Source organism: Paenibacillus sp. JQZ6Y-1, assembly GCF_040719145.1.
GTDB lineage: Bacteria > Bacillota > Bacilli > Paenibacillales > Paenibacillaceae > Saccharibacillus > Saccharibacillus kandeliae.
On the sequence record NZ_JBFDUZ010000001.1, the window covers coordinates 2,744,520 to 2,770,894 of the forward strand.

At 48.1% G+C, this 26,375-nt stretch carries 23 protein-coding genes; 7 read left to right on the forward strand and 16 right to left on the reverse strand.

Annotated features, from left to right (window positions below; genetic code table 11):
- Positions 1-262: 262 nt before the first annotated feature.
- The gene (locus ABXR35_RS11725) at positions 263-790 is read left to right on the forward strand and encodes a type 1 glutamine amidotransferase domain-containing protein (RefSeq protein WP_367059903.1); all 528 of its coding nucleotides are present in this window, start codon (positions 263-265) and stop codon (positions 788-790) included.
- A gap of 220 nt (positions 791-1,010) precedes the next feature.
- On the opposite strand, the gene ptsP is transcribed toward ABXR35_RS11725, so the two are convergent.
- The 4 genes from ptsP to aroA form a co-directional block, all read right to left on the reverse strand.
- Positions 1,011-2,777 carry a phosphoenolpyruvate--protein phosphotransferase gene (gene ptsP, locus ABXR35_RS11730; RefSeq protein ID WP_367059906.1) on the reverse strand — a complete coding sequence of 589 codons (1,767 nt, stop codon included), beginning with the start codon at positions 2,775-2,777 and terminating at the stop codon, positions 1,011-1,013.
- Positions 2,774-4,654, reverse strand: coding sequence for a glucose PTS transporter subunit IIA (locus tag ABXR35_RS11735; protein ID WP_367059909.1), 1,881 nt, complete (start codon positions 4,652-4,654; stop codon positions 2,774-2,776). Before ABXR35_RS11735 ends, ptsP begins: the two co-directional genes overlap by 4 nt.
- 313 nt (positions 4,655-4,967) lie before the next feature.
- A complete protein-coding gene (locus ABXR35_RS11740; protein ID WP_367059912.1) occupies positions 4,968-5,399 on the reverse strand; it encodes a CoA-binding protein in 432 nt (143 codons plus the stop codon).
- Between the two features lie 47 nt (positions 5,400-5,446).
- On the reverse strand, positions 5,447-6,736 hold the full coding sequence (gene aroA / locus ABXR35_RS11745; protein ID WP_367059915.1) for a 3-phosphoshikimate 1-carboxyvinyltransferase: 1,290 nt from the start codon (positions 6,734-6,736) through the stop codon (positions 5,447-5,449).
- A gap of 150 nt (positions 6,737-6,886) precedes the next feature.
- On the opposite strand from aroA, the gene ABXR35_RS11750 reads away from it, so the two are divergent.
- Complete coding sequence (locus tag ABXR35_RS11750; protein WP_367059918.1) at positions 6,887-7,192, forward strand: rhodanese-like domain-containing protein; 306 nt, start codon at positions 6,887-6,889, stop codon at positions 7,190-7,192.
- Positions 7,193-7,271: 79 nt separating this feature from the next.
- Here the strand turns inward: ABXR35_RS11750 and ABXR35_RS11755 are convergent, their stop codons facing one another.
- The 4 genes from ABXR35_RS11755 to ABXR35_RS11770 all read right to left on the reverse strand — a co-directional run bounded on the left by ABXR35_RS11755 (position 7,272) and on the right by ABXR35_RS11770 (position 11,249).
- Positions 7,272-8,087 (reverse strand): DUF2262 domain-containing protein, encoded by an 816-nt coding sequence (locus ABXR35_RS11755; RefSeq protein WP_367059921.1) that lies wholly within the window; start codon positions 8,085-8,087, stop codon positions 7,272-7,274.
- A 31-nt stretch (positions 8,088-8,118) separates the two neighbouring features.
- A complete protein-coding gene (locus tag ABXR35_RS11760) occupies positions 8,119-8,673 on the reverse strand; it encodes a shikimate kinase (protein WP_367059924.1) in 555 nt (184 codons plus the stop codon).
- A 369-nt stretch (positions 8,674-9,042) separates the two neighbouring features.
- Positions 9,043-10,452 (reverse strand): NADP-dependent phosphogluconate dehydrogenase, encoded by a 1,410-nt coding sequence (gene gnd / locus ABXR35_RS11765; protein WP_367059927.1) that lies wholly within the window; start codon positions 10,450-10,452, stop codon positions 9,043-9,045.
- Between the two features lie 200 nt (positions 10,453-10,652).
- The gene (locus ABXR35_RS11770) at positions 10,653-11,249 is read right to left on the reverse strand and encodes a YkzI domain-containing protein (protein WP_367059930.1); all 597 of its coding nucleotides are present in this window, start codon (positions 11,247-11,249) and stop codon (positions 10,653-10,655) included.
- Positions 11,250-11,700: 451 nt separating this feature from the next.
- On the opposite strand from ABXR35_RS11770, the gene ABXR35_RS11775 reads away from it, so the two are divergent.
- Complete coding sequence (locus ABXR35_RS11775; RefSeq protein ID WP_367059933.1) at positions 11,701-12,345, forward strand: YktB family protein; 645 nt, start codon at positions 11,701-11,703, stop codon at positions 12,343-12,345.
- Between the two features lie 86 nt (positions 12,346-12,431).
- Here the strand turns inward: ABXR35_RS11775 and ABXR35_RS11780 are convergent, their stop codons facing one another.
- Complete coding sequence (locus ABXR35_RS11780) at positions 12,432-13,778, reverse strand: MFS transporter (protein WP_367059936.1); 1,347 nt, start codon at positions 13,776-13,778, stop codon at positions 12,432-12,434.
- A 265-nt stretch (positions 13,779-14,043) separates the two neighbouring features.
- Here ABXR35_RS11780 and ABXR35_RS11785 point away from each other — a divergent pair, with 265 nt between their 5' ends.
- Positions 14,044-15,522 carry an aminotransferase class I/II-fold pyridoxal phosphate-dependent enzyme gene (locus ABXR35_RS11785; RefSeq protein ID WP_367059939.1) on the forward strand — a complete coding sequence of 493 codons (1,479 nt, stop codon included), beginning with the start codon at positions 14,044-14,046 and terminating at the stop codon, positions 15,520-15,522.
- A gap of 147 nt (positions 15,523-15,669) precedes the next feature.
- Here the strand turns inward: ABXR35_RS11785 and ABXR35_RS11790 are convergent, their stop codons facing one another.
- Complete coding sequence (locus ABXR35_RS11790; protein ID WP_367059942.1) at positions 15,670-15,984, reverse strand: DUF1292 domain-containing protein; 315 nt, start codon at positions 15,982-15,984, stop codon at positions 15,670-15,672.
- Between the two features lie 238 nt (positions 15,985-16,222).
- Positions 16,223-16,774, reverse strand: coding sequence for a stalk domain-containing protein (locus tag ABXR35_RS11795; RefSeq protein WP_367059945.1), 552 nt, complete (start codon positions 16,772-16,774; stop codon positions 16,223-16,225).
- 374 nt (positions 16,775-17,148) lie between these two features.
- Here ABXR35_RS11795 and ABXR35_RS11800 point away from each other — a divergent pair, with 374 nt between their 5' ends.
- Both ABXR35_RS11800 and ABXR35_RS11805 read left to right on the forward strand, forming a co-directional pair.
- Positions 17,149-17,889: an MBL fold metallo-hydrolase gene (locus ABXR35_RS11800; RefSeq protein WP_367059948.1), complete on the forward strand. Its 741-nt coding sequence runs from the start codon at positions 17,149-17,151 to the stop codon at positions 17,887-17,889.
- A 105-nt stretch (positions 17,890-17,994) separates the two neighbouring features.
- Complete coding sequence (locus tag ABXR35_RS11805; RefSeq protein ID WP_367059951.1) at positions 17,995-19,068, forward strand: leucine-rich repeat domain-containing protein; 1,074 nt, start codon at positions 17,995-17,997, stop codon at positions 19,066-19,068.
- Positions 19,069-19,169: 101 nt separating this feature from the next.
- Here the strand turns inward: ABXR35_RS11805 and ABXR35_RS11810 are convergent, their stop codons facing one another.
- Complete coding sequence (locus ABXR35_RS11810) at positions 19,170-21,509, reverse strand: glycoside hydrolase family 3 C-terminal domain-containing protein (protein ID WP_367059954.1); 2,340 nt, start codon at positions 21,507-21,509, stop codon at positions 19,170-19,172.
- A 315-nt stretch (positions 21,510-21,824) separates the two neighbouring features.
- Between ABXR35_RS11810 and ABXR35_RS11815 the strand changes: the two genes are divergently transcribed.
- Complete coding sequence (locus ABXR35_RS11815) at positions 21,825-22,313, forward strand: hypothetical protein (RefSeq protein ID WP_367059957.1); 489 nt, start codon at positions 21,825-21,827, stop codon at positions 22,311-22,313.
- A 281-nt stretch (positions 22,314-22,594) separates the two neighbouring features.
- On the opposite strand, the gene murI is transcribed toward ABXR35_RS11815, so the two are convergent.
- The 4 genes from murI to ABXR35_RS11835 form a co-directional block, all read right to left on the reverse strand.
- A complete protein-coding gene (murI, locus tag ABXR35_RS11820) occupies positions 22,595-23,371 on the reverse strand; it encodes a glutamate racemase (RefSeq protein WP_367059959.1) in 777 nt (258 codons plus the stop codon).
- A gap of 112 nt (positions 23,372-23,483) precedes the next feature.
- Positions 23,484-24,518, reverse strand: coding sequence for an alpha/beta hydrolase (locus ABXR35_RS11825; protein ID WP_367059961.1), 1,035 nt, complete (start codon positions 24,516-24,518; stop codon positions 23,484-23,486).
- A gap of 307 nt (positions 24,519-24,825) precedes the next feature.
- The gene (locus ABXR35_RS11830) at positions 24,826-25,338 is read right to left on the reverse strand and encodes a YdhK family protein (RefSeq protein WP_436669365.1); all 513 of its coding nucleotides are present in this window, start codon (positions 25,336-25,338) and stop codon (positions 24,826-24,828) included.
- Positions 25,339-25,720: 382 nt separating this feature from the next.
- On the reverse strand, positions 25,721-26,308 hold the full coding sequence (locus tag ABXR35_RS11835; protein ID WP_367059963.1) for a DUF3841 domain-containing protein: 588 nt from the start codon (positions 26,306-26,308) through the stop codon (positions 25,721-25,723).
- Positions 26,309-26,375: the final 67 nt, after the last annotated feature.

A 26,375-nucleotide genomic window follows, 5' to 3' on the forward strand; every position in this document is an offset into this window, starting at 1 on the left:
GCAAGCCCTGTTTCTGTGTGGTGGGCGGTAGGTAAAGAATGGAGTTTAGGGTATTTTTGAGGTTATGTTTTAGTTTGAGGGATTTTGGTTGAGCGGATTAGGGTTGAATTTAGGGGAGGATATGTAGAGTTTTAGAAAATTGGGGGTTGAGTTTGGGAGCTAAGATATGTGTAGGGAATGAATTGGTCGTTTTGAACGGGATTGATGAATTTGTTACAATGGCAAGGTATAGGGCTATGAATAGATGGAGAAAGGGTGATATATGATGAGATTGGCGGGTAAAAAGGTTATTGCGCTGGTGGATGAGGAATTTGAGGATTTGGAATTGTGGGTGCCGGTGTATCGGGTACGTGAGGAAGGTGCAGAGGTGCATCTGGCTGGTGCGGAGAAGGGGAAAAAGTATATTGGCAAGTATGGCGTGCCTGCGGAAGCAGAGTATAGCTTTGATGAGCTGAACAGCAGTGATTATGATGGGATTCTCGTGCCGGGTGGTTGGGCGCCGGATAAGCTGCGTCGGTATCCGAAGGTGTTGGAGCTGGTACGTGAGATGCATGAAGCACGCAAGCCGATCGGGCAGATTTGTCATGCAGGCTGGGTATTGATCTCGGCGAAGATTCTGGATGGGGTGACGGTTACATCGACGCCAGGTATTCGCGATGATATGGAAAATGCCGGAGCGATCTGGAAGGATGAAGCGGTTGTTGTCGATGGACATATTATCTCCGCTCGCCGTCCACCAGATTTGCCGCCATATGGCAAAGCGTTCTGTGATGCGCTTGCTGGTGAGTGATTGAATATAGGTAATATTCATTTTTCAGAAAAAACTCTCTGTGTAACATCAGTAGCGATATGGTATATGGTTGATTGGCGTTGTATAAGAGTAGTGGATTGAAAATGATGCACCAAGAAGACCTTTCTCAATGAAAGGTCTTTTTGGTGCATCTGTTTATTGATTGGACACGCTCAAGACCTATAGTTTGATAGCAATGAGATACAAGAACTCATGTAGGTTATGGAGCGAGTGATGCTAGCTTCTGATCGGGCGACATGCTAGCATGCAATGCTTTGACGTAAATATTCAATTCACGTTCAATCTCGGCAGTCGTGCGCAGCTTCATGCAGTTCGCTGCTAGTCGGGCAGATTCGCTGGCGGACGTATACAGCACAGATTGCTTGATTTTGAGCAGCGATTGCGGAGACATACTTAACTGGCGAATCCCTAGATTCATCCAGAATGGGATAGAACGCTCATCTCCTGCCATCTCGCCGCATACACTGACGGGAATCCCATTCTCGCGTGCTGCCTCCACTGTCGTACGCAGCATGCGCAGCACAGCGGGATGATACGGCGTATACATATGCGCGATATGCTCATTCATACGGTCCACTGCAAGCACGTATTGCACTAGATCATTACTACCAATACTGAAAAAGTCGCATTCCTCTGCGAGCAGATCAGCAATTGCTACAGCAGCAGGAACTTCGATCATGATGCCGACTTGAATCTCGCGATCATAGGCTACACCGCGTTGATCCAGTTCTTTTTTGGCGATATTCAGCAGTTGGTTTGCCTGTTGCAGCTCCTCTACGGATGAGATCATTGGATACATGATTTTCACCTGACCATAGGCGCTAGCACGCAGGATGGATAACAACTGGGTTTTGAACATGTCCGGTTGATCCAAGCATATGCGAATAGCACGATAGCCCAGAAACGGATTCTCTTCTTCCGGCACTTCAAAATAATCCAATTCCTTGTCTCCACCGATGTCTAGTGTACGAATAACGACTGGGTGTCCGCCTGCCTTCTCAGCGACCTGACGGTAAATATGAAATTGCTCGTCTTCGCTTGGCAGCGACTTACGATCCATATACATAAATTCAGTACGGAACAGACCGACGCCCTCTGCCCCATTTTGCAAAGCGATCTCCAATTCCTTGAGCGAGCTAATATTAGCAGACAAACGCATACTGACACCGTCGCGAGTAATCGGATCAATCGCGATGAGCTGCTCCAGCTGACGCTTTCGCTGCTGCTGTTCACGGCGCAGCTTGCTGTAATGCTCCTGCGTGTCGTGGTCAGGATCGACGTATACAACACCTTGATCGCCGTCAACAATCACCTTTTGCCCCGTTTGGATTAGGCTATCCAGCTCGCCTTCCAGACCGGATACAAGCGGAATGCCTAGCGCACGCGACATGATCGCAGAATGAGACGTTTTGCCGCCCATAATTGTTACAATGCCAAGTACATGCTCTGGATTGAGATGCACCAGTTGCGACGGCGGTAGCTCTTTTGCCACCAAAATGTACGGCTGATTGTCAGTCGGCAGCTTCACTTCGGGCGCACCAAGCAGATGCTTGAGTAGACGATTACCCACATCCTTAATGTCGGCAGCGCGTTCCTTCATATATTCATCATCCAGCAGATCGAACATGGTAACAAAATGGTCGGTTGCTTCCTGCACCGCCACCTCTGCCGCCTTGTACTGACGTTCGATAATGCCTCGGATTTCGTTCATAAATTCCGGGTCTTCCAGAATCGCAATATGCGCATCAAAGATGCTGGATTCCTCAGGACCGGCAATTTCGGCAAATTCAGTTTTCATCGATTCAATCTCATGCTTGGATGTGCGAATCCCTTCATACAAGCGTTCAAACTCCTGAGTGAGATCGGTCGCATCGAGCTTCTGCTCCGGCACATCCCATTCCCAGGTTGGCAGCACAAATGCTTTGCCCATAGCCACCCCTGCGGCGGCCGCAACTCCATGAATCATGCTTTTTCCTCCCCACCGTTCTTGTCGTACAAGACGACCGACATTACGGTTCCCTGACCTTTTTTCACCTGTTTAAATGGAGCAAAGCTCCATGATTTGACGCGATCCGGGTTCGTAATAACCATCGGTGTCGCAAGCGACGGTGCGTTTTTTTGCAAATGATCTAGATCGAATTTGATTAATAGCTGCCCAGCCTCGATCACATCACCAGCTGCCACATGTGCTTCAAAGCTACCTTTGAGTTGGGATGTATCAATCCCAATATGCAGCAAAATCTCCACACCCTCCACGGTACGAATACCGAGTGCGTGCATGGTTGGATACAGATGAATGACCGTGCCGGATACCGGTGATACCAGTTCTCCACTGTCCGGTACAAAGGCAACTCCTTCCCCAACCAGCTTGCCTGCAAAAATCTGATCCGGCACCTCGGTCAACGGAATCATTTTACCCTGTACAGGTGCACAGAATTTGACCTGTGACAGATCGCGCTCCATCAGCTTACGAATCTCCTCACGAATCAGCTCGGAATAAGTGCCGAATACAATCTGCACATTACCGCCACCCAGCTTGATCAGCCCAGCGGAACCAAGCTCCTTCAGCGCTTTGCCATCCAGCAGTCGATCATTAACGACTGTCAGACGTAGACGCGTAATACATGCCTCGACCTGCACGACATTTTCCTTGCCGCCGAGCGCCTGTAGAATCAATGGAGCCTGATAAGGTATATTACCCACCCAGTCCCCAAGTGTCGACGCTTCCTCTCGTCCCGGTGTCGGGATACGGAAGGTACGGATGGCGTAACGAAACACCGTATAATATATAACGGCATAAACAAGCCCAATCGGAATAAGCAACCAGGCATTCGTTGATAAATGATAATTGAGTACATAGTCAATCACTCCGGCAGAGTACGAGAAGCCGTGATGAATATCCAGCGCATACGTAATCCACATCGCCAGACCAGACAGCACGATATGCAAAACAAACAACCCTGGCGACGCAAACAGAAACGCAAATTCAATCTGCTCCGATACCCCGGTCAAAAAGCACACCAGCGCCGCGCGCATAAAGGTCTTATGCACCTTAGGCTTGAGGTCCTCGCGTGCTTCATGAATAATCGCCAGCGCCGCCGCAGGCAATGCAAACATCATAATCGGATACAAGCCTGCCATATAAATTCCCGCTGTCGGATCGCCGCTAAAAAAGCGCGGCAAATCGCCCTGAATCACATCGCCGTGTGCTTCATACGAGCCGACCTGAAACCAGACGATATTGTTGAGCAGATGATGCAGCCCGAACGCAGACAAGATCCGGTACAGCGCTCCATATAGAAACAATCCGAATCCACCCATCGTTGATAGTACCCAAGTCAGTCCATTCAACACATGCTGAAGAACCGGAGCGAGCCAGAGCATAACGCAGGCAAAAACCGACGAAAACAGCCCCATAAACAGCAGAACAAACCGAGAGCCGCCAAAAAACTGAATCGCCTCCGGTAGTCGTACATTTTTGAATCGCCTGTATGCCGCTCCTGCAATCACACCGATAATGATCCCAATAAGGGTAGAAGGCTGAAGCAGCGCATCACTGAAATGTTTTACAACATAATCATATAAAGCCATTCCGGCAAAAGCCGCCAGTCCGGCTGGTCCTTCCTGATTGGCAAGGCCAAGCGCGACACCGATTGCAAATATAAAAGGCAAATAATGAAAAATACTCTGTCCTGCGATGGTAGCGACTTCCGAAACCATCGGTACGCCCCATGACGACCACGGTAATCCGCCTACACTGAGCAGAATCGCCGCAGCCGGAAGCACCATCGTAGGGAGCATGATTGCTCTGCCGAACTGCTGCAGGGAACCTAGCCAATTCAACGCGCCTTCCCCCTTCCTATACCTGATGGTACGCTGTCGGTCAGATTTTGTCAAAGCTATTGGCAAACCATTCTATAATCCTGAATTAGACGGCTCAAGCTTCTTTGCAAGCGTTTGCGAAACACCATCTATATGTGGATGATCGATGCACATGTCCAATACCAACAAACCATCCTTTATACCAAAAGAAAACTGCTCCGGCATCTTACCTACCGGAGCAGTTCTAAATGAGCTTATAGAGCAGTTCTAAATGAGCTTATTCGGGACCATTTGAGATGGACATAGATGGATGAATGCAATCGGGTCCGTACACTTACTGACGTACCGGACGCAAAATTGCTTCTTCTACCTTGATACAACGATCCATAATGATGTTCAGACCGTTCTCCTGAGCGATCTGTGCTGCCTCCTGATTAACGACACCCAGTTGCAGCCATAAGGTACATGCACCGACCTCCACCGCTTCGCGTGCAATATCCGCGCAAAATTCACTGCGACGGAACACATTGACCATATCAATCGGCTCTGGCACATCGGCAAGCTGCGCATAGCAGGTCTCGCCCAGAATTTGCTGCCCCGCAGCCATGGGATTGACCGGAATAATGCGGTAGCCGCGACTTTGCATCGCTGCTGCTACCATATAAGAGGTGCGATCCATTTTATCGGATAGACCGACAACCGCAATATTACCAGTTTGCTCCAGAATGGTTTTGATCTCTTCTCTTGCAGGATTTTCAAAAGCCATCGCTTTCGCCTCCTTGATCCATGTAGTAGGATTGTTACCGTTCTATCCTATACCCATTCTACCTTTGCGCCAAGCGCAGCGATATGATCAAAGTACTGCGGATACGATTTGGCGACGTGATGAGCATCTTGAATACGAATCGGCGCTTTGGCACGCAGACCGACAATCGACAGCGCCATAATCACTCGATGATCATAATGCGCATCAATCGTTACGCCGCCTTCGACGCCTTCTGGACGACCGTGCACGATGATCTCTGCTTGACGCTCCTCCACATTTGCCCCTGCTTTGCGCAGCTCGTTCAGGTAGTCCGTAATTCGGTCGCATTCTTTGTAACGTAGGTTTTCTACATTATAGAAACGGGATGTACCTTCTGCGAAAACAGCGGCAGCGACCATAGCCAGTACCGCATCCGTTGCAGCATCACCGTCAAATTCTACCGCTTTTAGCGTTGCATTGCCTTTTACGTGTACGATGTCATTGTCATGCGTCAGCGGAACCTGCATCATTTGCAAAACGTCGACAACCGCCTTCTCGCCCTGCTTGCTCTCTACTGGCAGACGGTGAATAATCACGTCAGAGTTCGTTACAGCAGCAGCAGCCAGCACGGCAGCCGAACCCGGGTAGTCGCCTTGAACAATGTATTCCTGCGCCTTATACTGCTGGCGACCACGTACACGATAGTGCATCAGATCGTCGCTCGCTTCGATTACGATGCCTGCCTGTGCTAGAACCTCTAGCGTTTGACCGACAACAACTTTGGATTTTAGATCGTGCAGAACGGTAATCTCACTGTCTTCTTCTAGCAGCGGAGTCAGGAACAGCAGCGCGCTCAGGTACTGGGAACTGACACTACCAGATACCGTGATCTTGCCGCCCTTCGGCTGTCCACCACGGATCGTAATCGGCAGACGACCATTCTGGTGCTCCACCTCGACACCCAGTTGACCAAGCGATTCAATCAGATCGTCATGCGGACGTTTACCCAGCGAATCTGGGTATGTATTTACAAATGTCACCTCTGGACACAAGGCAGCAATCGCCATCAGAAAACGAAGTACTGCTCCTGCATTGCCTACATTCAGTTCTTTTACATCACGGGGCTTGCTGCCAAATCCGGTAATAACAATTTTCTGCTCATCCTCTTCCAGTACAGCGCCTAGATCGCGGATACAACGACGCATTGCATCGCTATCCTCGCTATGTGCTGGGAAATGAATTGTACTTGTACCGTCAGCCAGTGCAGCGACGAGCAGGTAGCGTGTCGTGTAGTTTTTGGAAGATAATGCTCCAATTTCCCCTTTTAATTCCGGGGTAGGGGTAACGATAACATCCATGGTTTAAGCTCCTTATAGGTTGAATTTAGATGACCGGTACGGTACTTTTCCCCGCTTTTGCATGCAATTGACAGGGTACGCCATGCCCGGTATGATGAAAATAGATTCTCTTTTGTATACAATTCCATTTCATGAATAGAGGGTATAACTATGTCCAGAGAAACGCAGATTACGACAGAAGAACTTCGTCAACGCATTGCAGCTGGTGACAAGTTCCAGCTGATCGATGTTCGTGAGGTTGAAGAAGTGAATCAAGGCATGATCGAAGGTGCACAGCATATTCCGATGGGTCAGATTCCATCACGTTTGGACGAAATCAGCTCTGATACCGAAGTAGTGCTCATCTGCCGTAGCGGTTATCGCAGCGAGCGCGTACGCGAATATTTGAGTGAGAATGGCTATGATAACTGCTTGAATATGTCAGGCGGTATGATTGAATGGGTGGAGGGCGAATAAGCTCCCCGCCCTTTTTCATGGTTGCTGGATGTACATGCTACGCCCACGTGTATACTTTCTAGAGAAACGGCATTATGCTTTAACCCGCAATTTGCGCGTGATTCGGTCCCTCTTCAGTTGTACCATCTACATAAACCACATGACCCCAGAATAGACCATTATCGTGAAACCAGAAGGAATAGCCATTCGGCGTAATCGTAATATCGTCCAACTGTAGACGCTTGGCGAACGCTGCTTCTGTGAGCGGCTGCTCGTCTTCCTCTAACCAGCTGTCATTTTTGAGTTCTGTCAGTTGTTTGGCTGCAAAGGTACGAATACGTTCATCCCACTGCGGCGCCTGATCCAGCAAGTGATAGGCGATTTGCAACTGCTGCTGCAAGGATTCTCCTTCACTCTGTTCGATGCTGATCCGTACTGGTTGCCCCAGCCAATTCAACTCAGTGTCAAAGGTTTGCACCATTCGATTCAGCGTCAATGTACCCAAACGCGCATCCTGCAAAGACACATGCTCCATCTGCTCTTGCAGCATCGATTCCAGACCTGGATCTTCAAACGGGTCAATCTCCGCTAACCATTCGACAAGCAAAAATCGGTTGCCGTTACGCCGCACTTTGAGACGATATAAACGATCTGATTGGATCTGCTCTGCATAACGATCCAGTACCTGCACCTCATCCTTGACCAGCAAGGTGAACGATCCAGTCTGTATCTGATCCTGATCATGCAAACGCCAACCGTTTAGACCGATCACGCCCGTCCAGTACTCTTCATCAAACATACAGCTACGCGTGAAGCCGGTACTGCCAATCAGCACAATTACATCCAGTACCTCAGGAGCAAAGGCGGCTTCAAACTGCTGAATTCCCTCTGGCTTGTGCTGTTGTTGCTCATCCATGATGCTAACCCTCCACTTCTACGCCTAAAATCTAAGAAGCTTGAACGCGGTAACGTGCTAAAACCTGCGAAGTGACTTCATCTGGGGTCAGTAGCGAAGTATCCACGGTAACATGTGCGAATTGATACACCTCTTTGCGTTCTTCCATGATGGTACGTACCCGTTCACGTGTATCCCCAGCCAGCAATGGACGATTCTCGTCTCCGGCAACACGATTTACGATATGATCTACATCGGCAGTCAATGCGACGACCAGTCCTTTGTCCAGCATGATCGTACGGTTACCTTCACGCAGTACGCAGCCGCCTCCGGTGGAAACGATCTGTCCCGTTTGGTGCAGCACTTCTTCCAATACACGGCTTTCCAAATCGCGGAAATAGGCTTCGCCATGAATACGGAAAATTTCCTGTACAGACATTCCTTCCTTTTCAGCAATGACCGTATCCATATCAACCAGTGGATAGTCTAGCCGATCTGCCAGTAGCGTGCCGACGGTTGTCTTACCTGTTCCCATCATGCCGACGAGAATGATGTTGGCATGCTGAATTTCACTTTCCTGATGCAATGTGCACACCTCTTTCAGCATCTGTTTTGTTCCACACATCATACCATATGGGGGAAAGTTTAGACAATCCTTTGGGTGGGGATGTGGGGAACTGGGATTGGGTGCTGGGCAGGGTCCACTTCGGGAAGGAATAAGGGGACGGGCTCGGGTGGAGATACTAGAATCTACGAATGAAGAGGTACTGTAGATTCTAGTATCTCCAAAGTCGCCCTTTCCCCTTATTTCCTTCCCTTCGTTCCGTGCTGCTTGCACCAAAGCAGATTCACCGTATGGTGGGGGAGTAGCAGAGAAAAACAAGAAGTATGGGATATAAAAAAGGAGCGGATGGGTATCCGCTCCTTTGGGAATCTTGCTTTCTGGCGAAAGCTGATTGTAGATATGATGTGAAAATTAGTTCATCCACTCGTAGTGGAATGTGCCTTCTTTGTCCACGCGTTTGAAGGTGTGGGCGCCGAAGTAGTCGCGTTGTGCTTGCAGCAGGTTAGCTGGCAGGCGCTCGGTGCGGTAGCTGTCGAAGTATGCCAGTGCGCTGGAGAAGCCTGGAACTGGGATACCGTATTTTACAGCAGTCGCAACGACTTCACGCCATGCGTCTTGGTAGTTTTCGACGATGTTTTTGAAGTAGTCGTCAAGCAGCAGGTTTTTCAGGCCGCCGTCTTTGTCGTATGCGTCTTTGATGTTTTGCAGGAAGCGGGAACGAATGATGCAACCGCCGCGGAAGATCATAGCGATGTTGCCGTATTTCAGATCCCAGCCGTATTCGTCGGACGCGGCGCGCATTTGAGCGAAGCCTTGTGCATACGATACGATTTTGGATGCGTACAGTGCTTTGCGGATCGCTTCGATGAACTCGGCTTTGTCGCCAGAGAACGCTTCGGTTTTTGGACCGCTCAGGATTTTGCTTGCTGCTACGCGTTCTTCTTTGATCGCGGACAGGAAGCGTGCAAATACAGATTCGGTAATCATGGACAGTGGCACGCCGAGATCCAGTGCACTTTGGCTCGTCCATTTACCTGTACCTTTTTGACCAGCAGCATCGAGGATTACATCAACCATCGGTTTGCCAGTTTCTTCGTCATATTTGGTAAAGATATCAGTTGTAATTTCAATCAGGTAGCTGTCCAGCTCGCCTTTGTTCCACTCATCGAAAATGGAATGCAGTTCTTTAGTGTCTGCACCCAATACGGATGTGAGCAGATTATATGCTTCGCCGATCAGCTGCATGTCGCCATACTCGATACCGTTGTGAACCATTTTTACATAGTGGCCTGCACCGTCCGGTCCGATATATGTACAGCACGGATCACCCTCTACATGTGCAGAGATGGAAGTCAGAATTGGTTCAACCAGCTTGTAGGCACTTTCCTGTCCGCCCGGCATAATTGCTGGACCTTTCAGGGCGCCTTCTTCGCCACCGGATACTCCGGCACCGATAAAGCGGAAACCTTTGTCTTCCAGTTCTTTGCTGCGGCGCTGTGTATCAGGGAAATGCGCGTTACCGCCATCGATAATAATATCGCCTTGATCCAGATGTGGAACCAGTTGCTCGATTGTAGCATCAGTTGCCGGGCCTGCCTGAACCATGATCAGGATTTTGCGCGGAACTTCCAGCGATTGTACGAATTCCTCAATCGAGAAGGTGCCGACCAGATTTTTGCCTTTGGCTTCTTCCAGCAGATCGTGCGTTTTTTGTGGGGAGCGGTTAAATACAGCTACGCTAAACCCTTTGCTTTCGATGTTAAGAGCCAGGTTCTTACCCATTACGGCAAGACCAACGACGCCAATTTGTTGTTTGGACATTTCCGGTTCTCCATCCTTTACTTCGGTATTTGTATTTCCTCATTTTGAATCTTTCATGTGAGTCCATTCAACATTTTACATGTTTTATGGATATAAAGAAAGTCCAAAGGCGTGATCCCGTTAAAATTCATAAAAACGTTGAATTTTTGTGTAAAATTCTAACTATTTTTACGATTCATACGTAGATCACGCCTTATACTTTACTTTTCCAAACGAATTAACTCGAAACGCAGATTTTCCAACATTTTTTTACATGCCTCAGCAGTCTCGGTATCGCCTGCTTTGAGCGCTGCATTCAGACGGTCAAGCGACTCATCGATTTGATCTTCAATCGACGCAATGCGCTGCTCGCCCTCCATCGACATATACAACGTGTTCAGTGACTCGCGTGTTGGTGTGGATTCCTTCTGATACAGAATGCGCTGTTCAAAGCCGGAAATTTCCACCATGCGAATCACTTCACCGAACAGAATATTTTCGACCAGAATCTGTTGATCGCGGAAACGTTTGACGATCGCATGACCTTTGGTATCGCCAATCAGCTTTTCCATCCATTCTGCCAAACGTGCATCATGAATGCGGTAATCGCCGATCAACTTGTACCCTTCCTGCGTCTGTTGGAAACGAAGCTTGGTCATATGATTGTTCGTCCGAATCGATACGATGAATGAGTCGTCAGTTTCGCGCCAGTAGAGGGAATAACCTTCTTTGATCAGATCACGGATCAGATTCTGGATATCCCGGCGTTCAAAACGCAGTTCCACATTACAATATTCCACTTCATAGCTCTTGTTCACAGTAATCCCTCCTTTTGGGCGTTAGGTGCGAAACGCAAACGGGCATTGGATTTCATTGAAACAGCAACGATAAAACGATCGTGTTTGCTATCATTTATAGGAATGAATAGTTATGGGATTCAGCAGACAATGGAAGCAATCGTGTTCCTAATCTGTAGTGACAATGGTTGAACATGTTAGTGGGTGGGAAATGAAACGGAAACCGATATAGATATAAGAATCTTCCTAACTGTGTCAGTCAGCCGAATCGTTCAGCAACGACTGGTGTCCACGTTTTCATTTACCGGAATAGCTTGATTATTTTTTACCCGTTTGCTCGTTTCTCTAAGCAGTAAACGGCGGTACACATGTAATCTTCATGAAATATACGGAGTAGAATATGCTATTATAGCTGGTAGATGATCTCGTAGATCGATAACAACCTGTATACGAAAGAGAGGCTGTCCCCCTGATGAAGCAAACGACAGAACATACATTTCCCGGCTTTACCGCCAAAGACTTTGACGTATTTTCCATCGACGGTCTGGAACCTCGCATGGAAGCATTGATTGAGCGTGTACGTCCCAAGCTGACTACGCTTGGTGAACAGCTGCAACCGCATCTATCCACGCTATGTGGCGAAGAAATGTTCGTACACGTCGCCAAACATGCAAGACGCACCGTGAATCCACCTAAGGACACTTGGGTCGCATGGGCAGCGAATAAACGCGGCTACAAAGCCCTTCCCCATTTTGAAGTCGGCATGTTCGGTAGCCATGTGTTTGTCGTATTTGCCATTATATATGAAAGCCCGCGCAAAGTAGATTTTGGTCGCGCGATGACAGAACATTTGAACAAAGTAAAACATGCTGTACCCGATCATTTCTATTGGTCGCCAGATCATATGTCGCCGCAGGGTACCCCTCAATCGGAGCTGTCCGATCAGGCACTGCTAGATATGGCTGAACGCTTACAGCAGGTAAAAAAATCCGAAATCATCTGTGGGCTGCGACTCGATAAGGACGATCCATTGTTACAGGACGGCGAGACATTCGTCAAAACCGTCGAAGATACATTTGAACAGCTACTTCCATTATACAAGATGGCGTTTGCCTGATGACAATAAGGCATATGACTCATTCATGTGCCAATAAAAAAGAAATGTCCGCAACCGTTAATGATACGGGGCGGACATTTCTTTTGTTAGCGAATATCGGGGCGTTGCCGGATCATAATATAATGAATGATAAACAGCAGCAGCATTGCACTAGCACTCACATAAAATGGCGCCTGTGGACTGATGCTGTCCCACAGCTTGCCAGATATAATCGGTCCGATAACGAGTCCAGAACCTTGTAAGGTTAGAAATAGTCCCCACACCGCTCCTTTTTCCTTCGCCGGAACGAGATTGGCAAGTAGCGAATTCCATGCTGGCAAAATCATCGCATAGCTGAATCCAGCACATAGAACAAAAACCCAGATCCAGAACAGCTGCATGGTCGATGCCAATCCGATCAATGCCGACGCTGCCATCAAAAAGCCGATACGCAAAAAGAACTTACTACCGACCTTATCAATCAGCCGCCCTGCCGGAATCAAGCCCAGCACCGTTATCGCACCACCACCGATTAATAGAGCGTTGAAATACGCAGGTGTTAATCCCAGCTCGCTCACTACATATAACGTAATGATCGGCGTCAAGACGCCAAGTGCAAAGGACTGCATAAACAGCGCCGGATATAGGAGCGGATGAATACGCAGTGAGCGCAGCAGCTGTATATAATAATGAAGCTTGCTTTCTCCTGATTGACGCTCCGGTAAAGATGCTGCTGCATCGTTGTGAGCCGAAGTGGCTGTAGCATTCCCAGTCCGAGACGCAGACGACACGGAATCCTCTCCCTCTTCTCCTTTCACTTCCGAAGTGTGAAGGTGAGTATTGCTGCTATGACGACGTCCCGGTAAAAATAGTGCCACGACTACGACGATAATCATACAGAGCAACAAAATGCCGAATGAGAATACATAGGAGTCGCCATTCAACGCATTCATCACGACCGGTCCTAAGCCCGCTCCTCCCAGCGAAGCGATCTCAATAATACTCATATGTGTACCATAATTGCCGGTCTCACTCGAAATATCAGTGATTTTGGACATGACGCATGGCCAGAGCGGTGCACTGCCGATGCCCATGGCGGCACAGGCTACAATCAGCCAGCCCTGCTGCTGCACCGTAGACATCACGATAACTGCGCCCAGAATAAGCAGCATCCCCAGTGTCATCACCATACGGAAGCCCAGCCGTTCCGCCAGCCATCCTGCCGGACTACGTAGTGCATTATCCCCTACATACTGACAGGCAAAAGCGATACCGATTGCAAACGCCGGTAATCCAAGCCGATGTCCCATATACAGTGGCAGCAACGTAACAAGCAATCCGCCTTTTACAAATTCTACAAAAAAAATAAGCAGCCACAAATACACAAACAGTAGCCGATTGCGCTGGCGTCTGGATGCAGATTGTTGTGCAGTCTCATATGAAATGGAGGACATTCACTACTCCCTTCATGCTACGGATTTCATGCCATCTCCAACCATTGTATCACACACCAAAGCCACCTCAGCAAGTTTCCCTGCTTCCTTCCATCAGGTCCATATTTCCTTATATATAGGGCTTTACACGGATTTGACGAAAATCTGCCATAAGATAACTATTGCATTCCCCCCTCTTTTTGCTATACTCATTTTTGTTTGGTTTTTCAAAGCTAGACTTAAAATCGACTCTAAATCCAATTTCGAAAGGTTGTGACAGCTTAAAATGGATCACACGCAAACCCCGCTTTTCACTGCTCTCAAGCAGCATGCGGCCAGCAATCCCGTTCAATTTCACATTCCGGGACATAAAAAAGGACTCGGCAGTGATCAGGAGTTCCGAGAGTTTATTGGCGACAATGCCCTTTCCATAGATCTGATCAACATTGCGCCGCTTGACGATCTTCATCAGCCGATGGGGGTTATTGAGAGGGCGCAGAAGCTCGCAGCTGACGCGTTCGGCTCCGACTATACCTACTTCTCTGTGCAGGGAACAAGCAGTGCGATTATGACGATGATCATGACGGTATGCACGCCGGGCGATAAAATTATCGTACCGCGTAACGTGCACAAATCGATCATGGCAGCGATTATTTTCGCCGGCGCCAAACCGATTTTCGTTTCGCCAGTGCGTGACGAAAATCTCGGAATCGACCACGGCATTACGACCTCATCGGTCCGCCGTGCACTGGATCGCCATCCTGACGCCAAAGGCGTACTGGTGATCAATCCGACGTATTTCGGCGTATGTGCCGATCTGAAGGAAATTGTGGAACTGGCTCACAGTCGCGGTGTACCCGTGCTGGTAGACGAGGCTCATGGGGTACTGATCCATTTTCATGAAAAGCTGCCGGTATCCGCAATGGCTGCTGGTGCTGATATGGCTGCAACGAGCGTACACAAGCTGGGCGGTTCGATGACGCAAAGCTCTGTGCTGAACGTGAATGTAAAAAATGGGCATGTAAACCCGCAACGTGTGCAAACCATTATCAGTATGCTCACCACAACATCGACTTCCTATATTTTGCTCGCTTCACTGGACACGTCGCGTCGTAATCTGGCGCTGAATGGTCATGAGATTGCCGAGCGTGCCATCGCATTGGCACAAAAGACGCGTCGCCGGATTAACGAAATCGAAGGGCTGTACTGCTTTGGCGAGGAATTGCTAGGCGGCGAAGCAACCTTCAATTATGATCAGACCAAGCTGACGATCCATATTCGTCATCTGGGCATTACCGGTTATGATGCGGAAAACTGGCTGCGCGATCATTTCAATCTGGAGATCGAGATGAGCGATATGTACAATATCCTCTGTCTGGTAACGCCGGGTGATACAGAGGATAGCGTAGAGACGCTGGTACAAGCACTGACAGCAATGTCTGCCGAGTTCCACGGTTCCGGTCGCGAGATCAAGGAATTGGTCGTGAAGATTCCAGAGATTCCGCTACTGGCAATTACGCCACGCGATGCGTTCTATGGCGATACCGAAACGATTCCGCTGGCAGAAGCTGCCGAGCGTATTATTGCCGAGTTTATTTATGTATATCCGCCGGGCATTCCGATTCTGCTGCCGGGCGAGGTCATTTCGCAGGAAAATATCGACTATATTACAGATCATGTAAAAGTCGGATTGCCAGTGAAAGGTCCTGAGGATCGCACAGTGCGTAATGTAAAAGTAATCGTGGAGGCGGATGCGATTATTTAACTCGTGGTGTTAGCAGCGGGAACCGCTTCGGGAAGGGATAGGAATAACAAAAAGGACTTCGATCCATAAGGATGAAGTCCTTTTTTGTTTGAACTGTAAGACACGTTATCGTTTGGTACGATGGAAGTGTCGTTATGGTGTAGTGAATTAACCTTCTTCGGACTGGGCTACCAGTTCTTCGTAGGCTTGTTCTACGGCTTTCCATTCGGCTTCATCTTCGATGTTTGCCAGAACCATACCGTCTTCTTCTTCTTCAAGACGCATGATGTAGCCGTCTGCTTCAGGGTTACCGCGTTCCAGCAGCAGGGCGTACAGCTTTTCGCCTACGTCGAATGTTTCGACCATTACCATCTCGACATCGTTGCCTTCTTCGTCGGTCAGGGTCAGGACGTACTCTTCATGCTCGTGGTCATGATCGTGATCATGGTTGCAATTCTCATCATGTACATGCTTGTCGCTCATGGATATAACCTACCTTTAATTATATTTGGGATATGATATCTTTATACTCACGCACATATTTCCCGGTTTCCATCAATCTATCGGGTGTTCGGACATGACGCTGCCGAACGGTCCGTTTCCGCTTCTGTCCGGAGATGAACTGCCCGGAAGTTAAAAATAACACCTGTGTATCGTACCACTTTAGCCTGTACAGGTCAATTGAACCATGCACATCGATTAGTGGCATTGTTCGATGTAATTAGTTAAGCGCAGTGATGACTTTTTGGGAAACAAGTGTGTAGTCGCTGGCACCGGATTTTTTCATATAAAAGCCAACGGTATATTGCCCTGTCGTTGCGAAGTTATACGTAAAATCGTAGGTTCGGAACCAGAAGTTGTCTTTCTGCTGGGAGATGTTTTGACTCTGGATGTCTTTCTCGCTACCGGAAGGGTCGGTAATCGCTACCTTCACGGCAGAAATATCCGTGCTCAGATTGTCCACCTGAGTAAACACGTTAAATTTTACTTTTCCTTTGTTTACATTACCGAAAGCGGTATCTCCCTTGAATAAAAAGATATGTACGTTCGGCTTATACAGCTTGACGGTTTTGGCTTCATTGTCAAAATCGACTAAACCGTCGATTTCACGCAACGGCACATAGGTTTTGCCGTCAATGATATAGGAGCCTCCATCCACTTCATTGCCATTGATCCAGACGCGAACCTGCTGATAGGCGGCATCCGCGAACAGCACCGAGCTTCCCATCAAAAAGAAAGTCAGGGTGAGGGCTGCTATTGTTTTCCATTTCATTTACTGCTCCTCCTTCAACGATATGTCAAGCATGAGAACCATGCTGATCTTCTATACATGTATACTCCGCATTACGCGTTCTGTTGCGGTAAAAAATTTGTAACCTTTTGCACCGAAAACAGCATTGAAAACAGCATGAATACGTCGATAGGCGTCATGTTATTTTCGGATGTTCATTATGTAGGTAACCCGTACTTCCATTGTATCCAGAACGCTTCCTTTGCACCAGTGTTTTCGTTGCTATCCTGTATGTTTTCTAATTGGACATCTTGTGATGCAGCAGATTACGGCATATTTTGGTCCATGTTAAGAATATGGTACAGTTAAGGCATATCTATCGCTTGTATATTGGAACGTTGACGAGGAGGATCATCATGACAATTACACTACAGATGCTAGGAACCGGCAATGCGTTTGCCAAGAAATATTACAATAACAATGCGCTTGTCCATGCGGACGATTATACGCTAATGATTGACTGCGGCATTACAGCACCGATAGCGCTACATGAACTGGGCAAGGAGATTACGGACATTGATAGTATTCTGATTTCGCATATTCACGGTGATCATGTCGGTGGCTTGGAGGAGATCGGATTTCGGGGGCATTTTGTGCATCAACGCAAGCCAGTATTGTACATCGCCAGCCCTTTGATTCGTCCACTCTGGGACAATACACTGAGCGGCGGTATGAGTCAGGACGGTATTGAGCGCATTGAGGATGTATTTGATGTGAAGCCACTCGTTGCTGAACATCCGGTGCAGCTATCGCCCGGTTTGAAGATTGAGCTGATCCAGACTCCGCATATCGATGGTAAGAACAGCTACTCCGTGCTGATCAACGATACGACCTTTTACAGCGCTGATATGAAGTTTCAGCCGCAGCTGCTGGAGCATCTTGTTTATGAACGCGGGGTACGCACCATCCTGCACGATTGCCAGCTCTATCCACCGGGCATCGTACACACGACGTTGGACGAGCTACTCAGTCTGCCACAGGATGTTCGTGCTACAATCAAGCTAATGCACTATAACGATACTAAGGACGATTTTGTCGGTAAAACGGCTGAAATGGAGTTTATCGAACAGCACAAAGTATATACATTTCCACAATAAATGAGAGATCGGCTCAGCCATATCTCTGTATTCTTTATAGGAATGACATGACATGTACGTCTTACAGCTCTACATCTGACGAACGCAGGACGGTGACGTGATCGTATGTATCGCAATTTGAATACGGGTGTGGTGGAGGTAGACGGCAAGCTGACGATGGAAGAGGCAAAGGAAATCGCTCGTCTCTCTTCTATCCGCACTCTACAATTTACCGCCGCTCTGGAATGGCAAAGCTACCATTATATCCATACTATCCTGCTGCCCGCTTGCCCCGATATGACGATACGCGCGTATCATTTTCATGGGCAGGTATGCGACCTTGCCTTTGTGGAGCAGTTGCCGAATTTACGAAGTTTGGCAGTACTCTGTCAGGGTGAATTTACGAATCTGGATCGGATAGCCGCGTTGCCTCAGTTACAACGACTGAATGTACAGCTGCATCAACTAGACAGCTTTGACTTTTTACAGCAGGTCAATCCCCAGCTTCACGCACTCACATTGGGACAGACTTCTTCCAAAAAGCCATCGCTGCAAGGCATTTCACGGTTTAAGCAATTGCATGAATTGACGGTGGAGGGGCATCGCAAGCAGATCGAAGAGATTGCGCAGCTGACTCATTTGCAAAAATTAAGCCTACGCTATCTCACCCTGCCTAATGTAGACTTTCTACAGCAGCTATCCGAACTATGGTGGCTACAAATCTATACAGGTGGCACGAATCAGCTGGATGCACTCGCTGAATTAAAACAGCTCAAGTATATCGATCTATCGCAAATTCGTGGGCTAGATCAACTGGACTTTCTCTCGTCGATGACGGGCTTGCAGTATATTCGCATAGGTGCCATGCCCCATATTCATGAGCTGCCTGCGCTGGATTCATTGGATAAGCTGCGTAAGATGGAGTTGTATAATATGAAGGGCTTGCAGCATCTGGACAGTTTGCAGCACGCTCCGGCACTGATCGAATGTATACAGCGTGAAGCATGGGAAATGGAACCCGAGGATTATATTCCTTTGCTGCAAAATCCGTCATTACAGCGTGCCTATGTGCATCTGCGCAATGAGAAGAAGTTCACTCGCTTTCGGCAGTTGCTACAAGAATACGGCAAAAAGAATGCAGCCGATGAACAAAATGCCGGGCGTACCAGCTGGCTGACAACCGATTTTCCATTTGAATAAACAGAAAGAGCCGTATGCCCTTCGATGGAGATTTCTTATCCTCCATTGAAGATAGCATACGGCTCTTTTTTAACGCGGCTATTAGACTATACTTATGCAGCTTAGTTTGTTGCGTCTTTCATCATCTGGTTTAATCGCTTCACATCTTCATCTAGCATCTCTTCGGTATACTGTCCCTGTCCAAAATTCACCAGCGCTCGCAGTGGCATAAAGCGCGTCATTGCTAGCAGCAGATCAGGGCTATCTCCCATCATCTCATTCAGACCAGAGCGTTTACCCAGCTCCTCCGCCATATCCGCGGTTGCTGGATTGTCAGCAATATCACCGATAATCGTATTGCGATGGAAGACGGTTTTTAGTTGCACTGTCGATTCTACCTGAATGGTTTGCTTCAATCTAATATCGCGCGAAGATGCGCCAATACGCAGCTCATACTCACCAGATTCCACATGCCAGTCGCGCAGCTCTGTATTGTAGTAAGCAAATGCCCGCTTATCCAGTGTAAATGCAACTACCTTACTCTCTCCCGGCTCTAATGCAACCTTAGCGAAGCCTTTTAGCTCCTGCTCTGGACGAATCACCCGACTCTCTGGATCATGCACATACAGCTGCACAATGTCCTGTCCAGCAACCGAACCAGTATTACGTACCTCTACCTGAACCTGAACAGTATCTTGATCCGTCATCGACGTACGATTGACTTGTAACTTGTCATAGGCAAAGGTCGTATAACTCAGCCCATAGCCAAAAGGAAATAATGGCTCTACTTGCTTCGTATCGTAATACCGATAGCCGACAAAGATTCCTTCTCGATACTCCACCCGATCGCCTTCACCGGGGAAATACAGGAAGGATGGATTATCACTTAGCTTGACTGGGAACGTCTCTGGCAGCTTACCGCTTGGATTCATTTCACCAAATAGCAAATCGGCTGCTGCACCGCCGCCTGCCTGACCACCCAGATACCCTTCCAGCACAGCTGCCGTCTGATTCAGCCACGGCATCGTTACTGGTGAACCATTGCTCAATACTACTACGAGATTGGATTGCACTGCTGCCAGTGCCTCAATGAGATGCTGATGATTGAGCGGCAGATCCAGATGAGTACGGTCATATCCTTCCGATTCGTAACGATCCGGCAGACCTGTGAATAGAATCACCACATCCGCATCTTCTGCTAGCTTCACTGCATCGTGCACCAGCTCATCTTTTACCTCATCGCTATCCAGATCATACCCCGGCTCATAGGTTACCTCGGCATCACTGCCCACCAAGCCGCGAATCTCATCCAGCGCCTTATCCAAATGAGTAGGGTTGATATGCGAGCTGCCACTACCTTGATAACGCGGCTGCACTGCAAATTCACCAATTACGGCAATCTTTCCACTTTTCGATAAGGGCAGTAGTTGATTGTCGTTTTTGAGCAATACCATGCTCTCGGCAGCAACACGACGTGCTAGCTGATGATGCTCATCCTTGTCAAACGTAGCATTCGGCTGTTGCAGTTCCACCGCTTGGAACACAAAGCGTAATACCTGCTCAACCGCGCGATCCAGTACCTGCTCATCCAGCTTGCCTTCCTTAACTGCTGCGACAATTTTGGCGTCACCGATACCGCCGTTCGCAGGCATTTCCAGCTCTAGTCCAGCTTTGAGTGCATCTACACGTTCATTGACCGCACCCCAGTCCGACACGACAAAGCCTTTAAAGCCCCATTCCTTACGCAAAATATCAGTCAGCAGATACTTATGTTCTCCGGCATAGGTGCCATTGACTTTATTGTATGAGCACATGACGGTCCACGGCTGTGCCTGCTTCACCACACCCTCAAAGCTTGCCAGATAGATCTCACGCAGCGTCCGCTCATCAACAATCGTATCGACCGACATCCGTCGCTCCTCCTGATTGTTAGCGGCAAAGTGCTTCAGCGATGTGCCGACATGTTGACTTTGTACGCCTTGAATATGATGGGTTGCCAGCTCCGAGGACAGGTACGGATCTTCGGAAAAGTATTCAAAATTCCGCCCGCATAATGGTGAGCGCTTGATATTCGTACCCGGACCAAGTACAACAGCAACCTGCTCTGCCTGTGCCTCTTCGCCGATTGCCTGTCCCACCTCATGCAGCAGCTCGCGATTCCATGATGCCGCCAGACCTGCTGCTGTTGGGAAGCAGGTTGCTGGTACGCTGTCGTTTAGCCCCAGATGGTCGCCGCCTTCACTTTGCTTGCGTAACCCGTGTGGACCATCCGTCATCATAACAGATGGAATACCCAGCCGCTCAATCGGTTGGGTGTGCCAGAAATCTAGCCCGGAACAGAGACTTGCCTTTTCCTCTAACGTCAACTGGCGAATCAGCTCAGCGATGTCTCTAGTAGATGCGTTACTGCTAGATGCGTTAGCAGTTGATGATTGCTTAGAATGGGATGATTGATTGGACATATATAATGTGCTCCTCTCTGATTATCAAAATTCGATCAAGCGATTATCGAGGCTCTGTATCTTCCGTTACTTCAACCTTGCTACATACTGTCACTACAGCTTATGTAACGTTACGATTCATGAAAATATCGCGTCAAACCTCAATGTAGCCTACAAAAATTTAGCAAGTTACTCTCCCTCTCATTACCCATAAAAGATATATTGATAAACGAATATTATAGGACGAAACGACTCATTTAATGATTGAAAAAGAACACTTGTTCGTATATAATAGATATAAATAAACGAACAAACGTTCTGATTAGAGGGATGATTATGCTAGCCAACCATATTGGACAATTGCTTGAAATTGTATATCTGGATCAGACAGGCAAGCTGTCCCAGCGCCGTATCGAGATTCGGCATATTCGCAATGGTCTTGTCTATGCCGACTGTCTTCGTTCCGGTGAACCACGCACCTTTAAACAAGAAAATATTCTCGCCTGGCAGCCTTCCAAAGCTATACGACCAACGATTTCGGTTAAGGAACTGGCGGCACAGTCAGCCAACCAGATGACAAAGGAAGTAGCGTCTGCCACAGCTTCATCATCTCCTGTTACACATGCTCATAGATCGACAACCACGAAACCTAACGATAAAAGAACCATGTTCACATCCCACTTTTCTACAAATACACGCCATCGCCCTTCTCACTCCAAAACCAACAGCTATTCTCGTACATCACCAACTACTCGACGTTCATCAACAATGAGCAAGATGAAGCAAACGACGACCGAGCCTTCGCCTGTGTCACATATCTCCTGATCGCCTGAATCACAAGTTACATCTTTACGGTTATTCAGCCACTCCTCTCCATCGGAATCCCGAAAACAATTCAATAAAAAACAATACGAAAAAACAGCGGCTTTCTCTATCGAGAGCCGCTGTTCACTGTTATTGCTTTTAAATTGTTACTGCTTCTGATTGTTATGCAGATGGGATGTAGTCGTATGCTGCTCATCTTCATAAGTATCTGGGAAGCATTCCCACTACATCAAATGACATCAAACTCATTACATCATCAAAGGAGCATTCGCACAACACCATCAAAGTCGCGATAATCGATTCAGCAACTCATGATAATCCGCAAGCTCCTCAGCTGCGTTCACAGGCTCGCCGGATGTAACAAACTCCACCTTACTGTGACCGCCGCCCAATTGACCGCGTGCTTCCAGCACATGCTGCAAATGGCGCGCGGTGCCGTTGCTGCCATCGATAATATCGACTTCTTCTGGAAAATACCGCCGCAGCTGATCTCGGAAAAAAGGAAAATGCGTACAGCCCAGTACAACTGTCCCGTATTCATCCAGTTTGTAACCCGCCAACGCTTCATCCAGATACGCCATCACATGCGCATCGTCAAATTGCCGCCGCTCCGCCAGCTCCACCAAGCCCGGCATCGGCAAGCTTTCGACCAGATCCTGTGTGTCGATGCTTTTGACCAGATTATGAAACTTCTCTTCATTTAAAGTTAAACGTGTTGCCATCACAAGCACTTTTTTGTGCTTAATCGCGCTATTTTGCACCGCTGGCTTCACTGCCGGTTCAATGCCAAGAATCGGAAAATCATACCGCTCCCGCAATGCAGTAACAGCGATACTGGTCGCCGTGTTACATGCGAGTACAATCGCTTTGACATTCTGATCCGCCATATACTGCGCGGCTTCCATCACATATCGCTTCACTTCGTCTTTGCTTTTCTCACCATATGGCACATGCTGGGTATCCGCATAAAACAGATAATCCTCGTCCGGCATGAGCTTCATAGCTTCATGCAGCACCGTTAACCCACCGATGCCAGAATCAAATATTGCGATCTTCACACCGTTCACTCATCCTTCTATCCATTCATTGGCCGCCTGCCCGTCATTCGGTACAGCTCCGGTCGTTATCTTCATATGTGTCATTATAGCCTGTTCCTCTAGAAATGAACACTCACGCCTGCATCCAATCCACAGCCTGCTGCAACAAATCGGTAAAATGGACCGGATAATTATGCTCCAAGCCGGGTAGCATATGCAAGACATGCGGAATATCGCGCGCCTTCAATTCAGCGGCCAATTCCTCCACACCCGGACGGCAATCCTCATCGTGTTCCCCACAAATCATATACAATTTCATACCATGTTCTTTCCAGTCATTTAACGCTTCCTGCCATTCTTCTGGATGTGGGAGCCACGGTGCCACTAGAATCAGTCCAGCCGCCGCAGCCGGGTACAATCCAGCAGTATACAGCGCTACCCTTGCACCTGCCGAGAAGCCCGCTAGCACTGGCTTATGCGCCGTAAATGGTGCGGTTGTACGTTCACCGTCCTGCATATGCTCTTGCGCACGCTCCGTTGCCGATTCCGGCTCACCTGCTACCGGTAATCCACTATCGATTCGTGCCAACTCCATCATCGCATGCTCCAATTCACCGGATGCTTGCTCCATATCGTTCCAATCATACGCATCAGAAAATTGAACCTGTGACGATTGCAGCAATGCCAGCTTGTATCCTCGGTCTAGCGCCGGTTTCCAGACTGGCTCAACAGCTTCGTTATTTTCCAATTCGCCATGCAGAACAAACAATGTCCGCAGTGAGGAGGGCGACTGCTCATCATCCGGCAGTACGATTTGAAGTGCCGCCGTACTTTGGGCAATGGCTTGAGCTTCTCGATCACGACATACCGCAACTACCTGTTCAAAACCTGGCTCATCGCGCAGCTCAGACAAATCCTCATCATCCAGTAAATAATCTGGGCTATACCAATATCCCTTTTCCAGTACTGCTTCTTTAAGCAGTGCCAGCGCTTCTTCCTTACGTCCACATGCCGCACGCAACGAGTATTGCAAATTGTACAGCTGCGCCGGATTTGCCTGACCATCCTCTACATGTTCGCACACAAAATGATGCGCCGCTGCGCTTCCATGCTGAGCATAAATATCCATCGCACGGTGCATGAACCCTGTATATGTAAATTCACTCATGACGTAAAACCCTCCTGTATTAGCTTTCATCGCTTGATCTCGATCCTCATGTATACATGACTATCCTTACACAGTATACATGAATATTAACCAGTTACAGAATAGGGGGCATCATTCGAAGCGCAGAGAGACATCCCGTATTCCCCCCATTAACCACAAATAAGCAGGCAGCAAATGAATCACTGCCTGCGGATTGTAATGAATGACTATTAGTCTGCCTACAACCATTTCGCACTGTAAGCTTGTGCTTGAAATGAGAACACCTTATGATCATCAATACGACACCATTTCATGGCATCCGTATACCTTATTGATTCGCCGACAATTCATCTCCAATGAGCCACTTATGATTTTTGACTGGCTGACCGCCTTCCGTTGGTGTGTAATCCACCATATATACAGTCGTTTGTTGCGCGGAATCGATCGTGGCGTGCGCCCCATCCATCCCTTGCATATGATCGGCATCAAGCACAACTTGATCGCCGACTTTATAAGGCGTTGCCGAAGCATCCTCAATTTCCTCATGGACTACCCATTTGTGATTGCTAACAGGTTGACCGCCATTGGTCGGTGTATAAGATACGGAATATACCGTCGTATCATAAGCACCGCTCACTGTCGCTTTGGCACCCTTCATCCCTTTCATATGATCGGCTTGAATGATCACCTGACTCCCAACTGCAAATTCGGGCTGAGCTGCTGCTTTCATATCATCTGGCGCTTCTTCTCCATCGTTATGCTCCATATCATTGTCTTGATGATCGTCGCTATCCTCCATCTCTTGTTCAGTATCCGTTGTACCCAACATATTCGTTTCCATAGAGCCAGCGTTGGTTGCACTGTTTTCTGTGGTACTCCCTGTTTTCTGTTGACTCGTTGTACCCGTTGTGGCGCTATTGTCTCCACAAGCACTGAGCAGTAAGGTTAGCGCAAGTATGCCGCTATACACCATCCATTTGGATGATTTGCTTCCCTTCGATGAGTTCGCTCCCTGAAACGTCTTGCTTCCTTTGGCTGTATTCATGTTGTTAGCTCCCTTCGTGATATTCAAGGTCATGCTCGTGTTCGGCTCTATGATCATTCCCTATACGAACGTCTCTTTATACACTATACCCCTATATGGTATAAGCTAACAATTTCATCAGAAAAGACACAAAAAAATCGCAATCTTCTTCACGCGAAGACTGCGACCCCTATGTACTTTATACATAATCATACCGTTTCCGAGCCGATGTTTCATTCAAATGCTCTACCCGAATTACCTGCTCTAATGGCACAGCTCCTGTTACGCCCTGTAGCTGTCGCCAACCGGATTGCCCCGTTAACGATTCGTTATCCGGTCGCTCCGTATCAAAGATGCGCTGCCAGCTCTGTTCCTTCGAGATCATTCCATATCCAGCGCGGTAACGTTGCCACTCCCGATGATTGCGCGCGTTGAATGTATCATTCAACACCGCATGCCACTCCTCAAAATCCGAGAGCAATACATCCTCCGGCTGCAATCTCAGCGTCAAGCAGACACATTGCTGACGTCCGGTATAATGGTGCAGCTCCTGCAAATCCGGCTGCTGCGGCCATACCCAGACTGGATAGCTGCCATCATATCCGGGCAAACGCTGTCCCATCTGGCTCATCATCCAATGATACGGCTTCATAAACATAATATGTTCAGGATGCCCATGCAAAAATCCACTGCGTTGTGCAGCGTCCCATGCCTCTAATGATTGAACAGTCCAGTATTTGGTTGTCGAAAGTGGTTTAAGGGTAGACGATATACTGCTATGGATCATCGGTCAACCTCCTGACAAACATTCATTTTCGTATCATACCAGAAAACAACTATTTTTTTAAGTCACC

Bases quoted from the DNA above. Each gene is read 5' to 3' on its own strand.
- ABXR35_RS11725 (WP_367059903.1), top strand. From the start codon at position 263: ATGATGAGATTGGCGGGTAAAAAGGTTATTGCGCTGGTGGATGAGGAA.
- ptsP (WP_367059906.1), bottom strand. From the start codon at position 2,777: ATGATTCATGGAGTTGCGGCCGCCGCAGGGGTGGCTATGGGCAAAGCA.
- ABXR35_RS11740 (WP_367059912.1), bottom strand. From the start codon at position 5,399: ATGGCTTTTGAAAATCCTGCAAGAGAAGAGATCAAAACCATTCTGGAG.
- aroA (WP_367059915.1), bottom strand. From the start codon at position 6,736: ATGGATGTTATCGTTACCCCTACCCCGGAATTAAAAGGGGAAATTGGA.
- ABXR35_RS11750 (WP_367059918.1), top strand. From the start codon at position 6,887: ATGTCCAGAGAAACGCAGATTACGACAGAAGAACTTCGTCAACGCATT.
- ABXR35_RS11755 (WP_367059921.1), bottom strand. From the start codon at position 8,087: ATGGATGAGCAACAACAGCACAAGCCAGAGGGAATTCAGCAGTTTGAA.
- ABXR35_RS11760 (WP_367059924.1), bottom strand. From the start codon at position 8,673: ATGCTGAAAGAGGTGTGCACATTGCATCAGGAAAGTGAAATTCAGCAT.
- gnd (WP_367059927.1), bottom strand. From the start codon at position 10,452: ATGTCCAAACAACAAATTGGCGTCGTTGGTCTTGCCGTAATGGGTAAG.
- ABXR35_RS11775 (WP_367059933.1), top strand. From the start codon at position 11,701: ATGAAGCAAACGACAGAACATACATTTCCCGGCTTTACCGCCAAAGAC.
- ABXR35_RS11780 (WP_367059936.1), bottom strand. From the start codon at position 13,778: ATGTCCTCCATTTCATATGAGACTGCACAACAATCTGCATCCAGACGC.
- ABXR35_RS11785 (WP_367059939.1), top strand. From the start codon at position 14,044: ATGGATCACACGCAAACCCCGCTTTTCACTGCTCTCAAGCAGCATGCG.
- ABXR35_RS11790 (WP_367059942.1), bottom strand. From the start codon at position 15,984: ATGAGCGACAAGCATGTACATGATGAGAATTGCAACCATGATCACGAT.
- ABXR35_RS11795 (WP_367059945.1), bottom strand. From the start codon at position 16,774: ATGAAATGGAAAACAATAGCAGCCCTCACCCTGACTTTCTTTTTGATG.
- ABXR35_RS11800 (WP_367059948.1), top strand. From the start codon at position 17,149: ATGACAATTACACTACAGATGCTAGGAACCGGCAATGCGTTTGCCAAG.
- ABXR35_RS11805 (WP_367059951.1), top strand. From the start codon at position 17,995: ATGTATCGCAATTTGAATACGGGTGTGGTGGAGGTAGACGGCAAGCTG.
- ABXR35_RS11810 (WP_367059954.1), bottom strand. From the start codon at position 21,509: ATGTCCAATCAATCATCCCATTCTAAGCAATCATCAACTGCTAACGCA.
- ABXR35_RS11815 (WP_367059957.1), top strand. From the start codon at position 21,825: ATGCTAGCCAACCATATTGGACAATTGCTTGAAATTGTATATCTGGAT.
- ABXR35_RS11825 (WP_367059961.1), bottom strand. From the start codon at position 24,518: ATGAGTGAATTTACATATACAGGGTTCATGCACCGTGCGATGGATATT.
- ABXR35_RS11830 (WP_436669365.1), bottom strand. From the start codon at position 25,338: ATGGAAACGAATATGTTGGGTACAACGGATACTGAACAAGAGATGGAG.
- ABXR35_RS11835 (WP_367059963.1), bottom strand. From the start codon at position 26,308: ATGATCCATAGCAGTATATCGTCTACCCTTAAACCACTTTCGACAACC.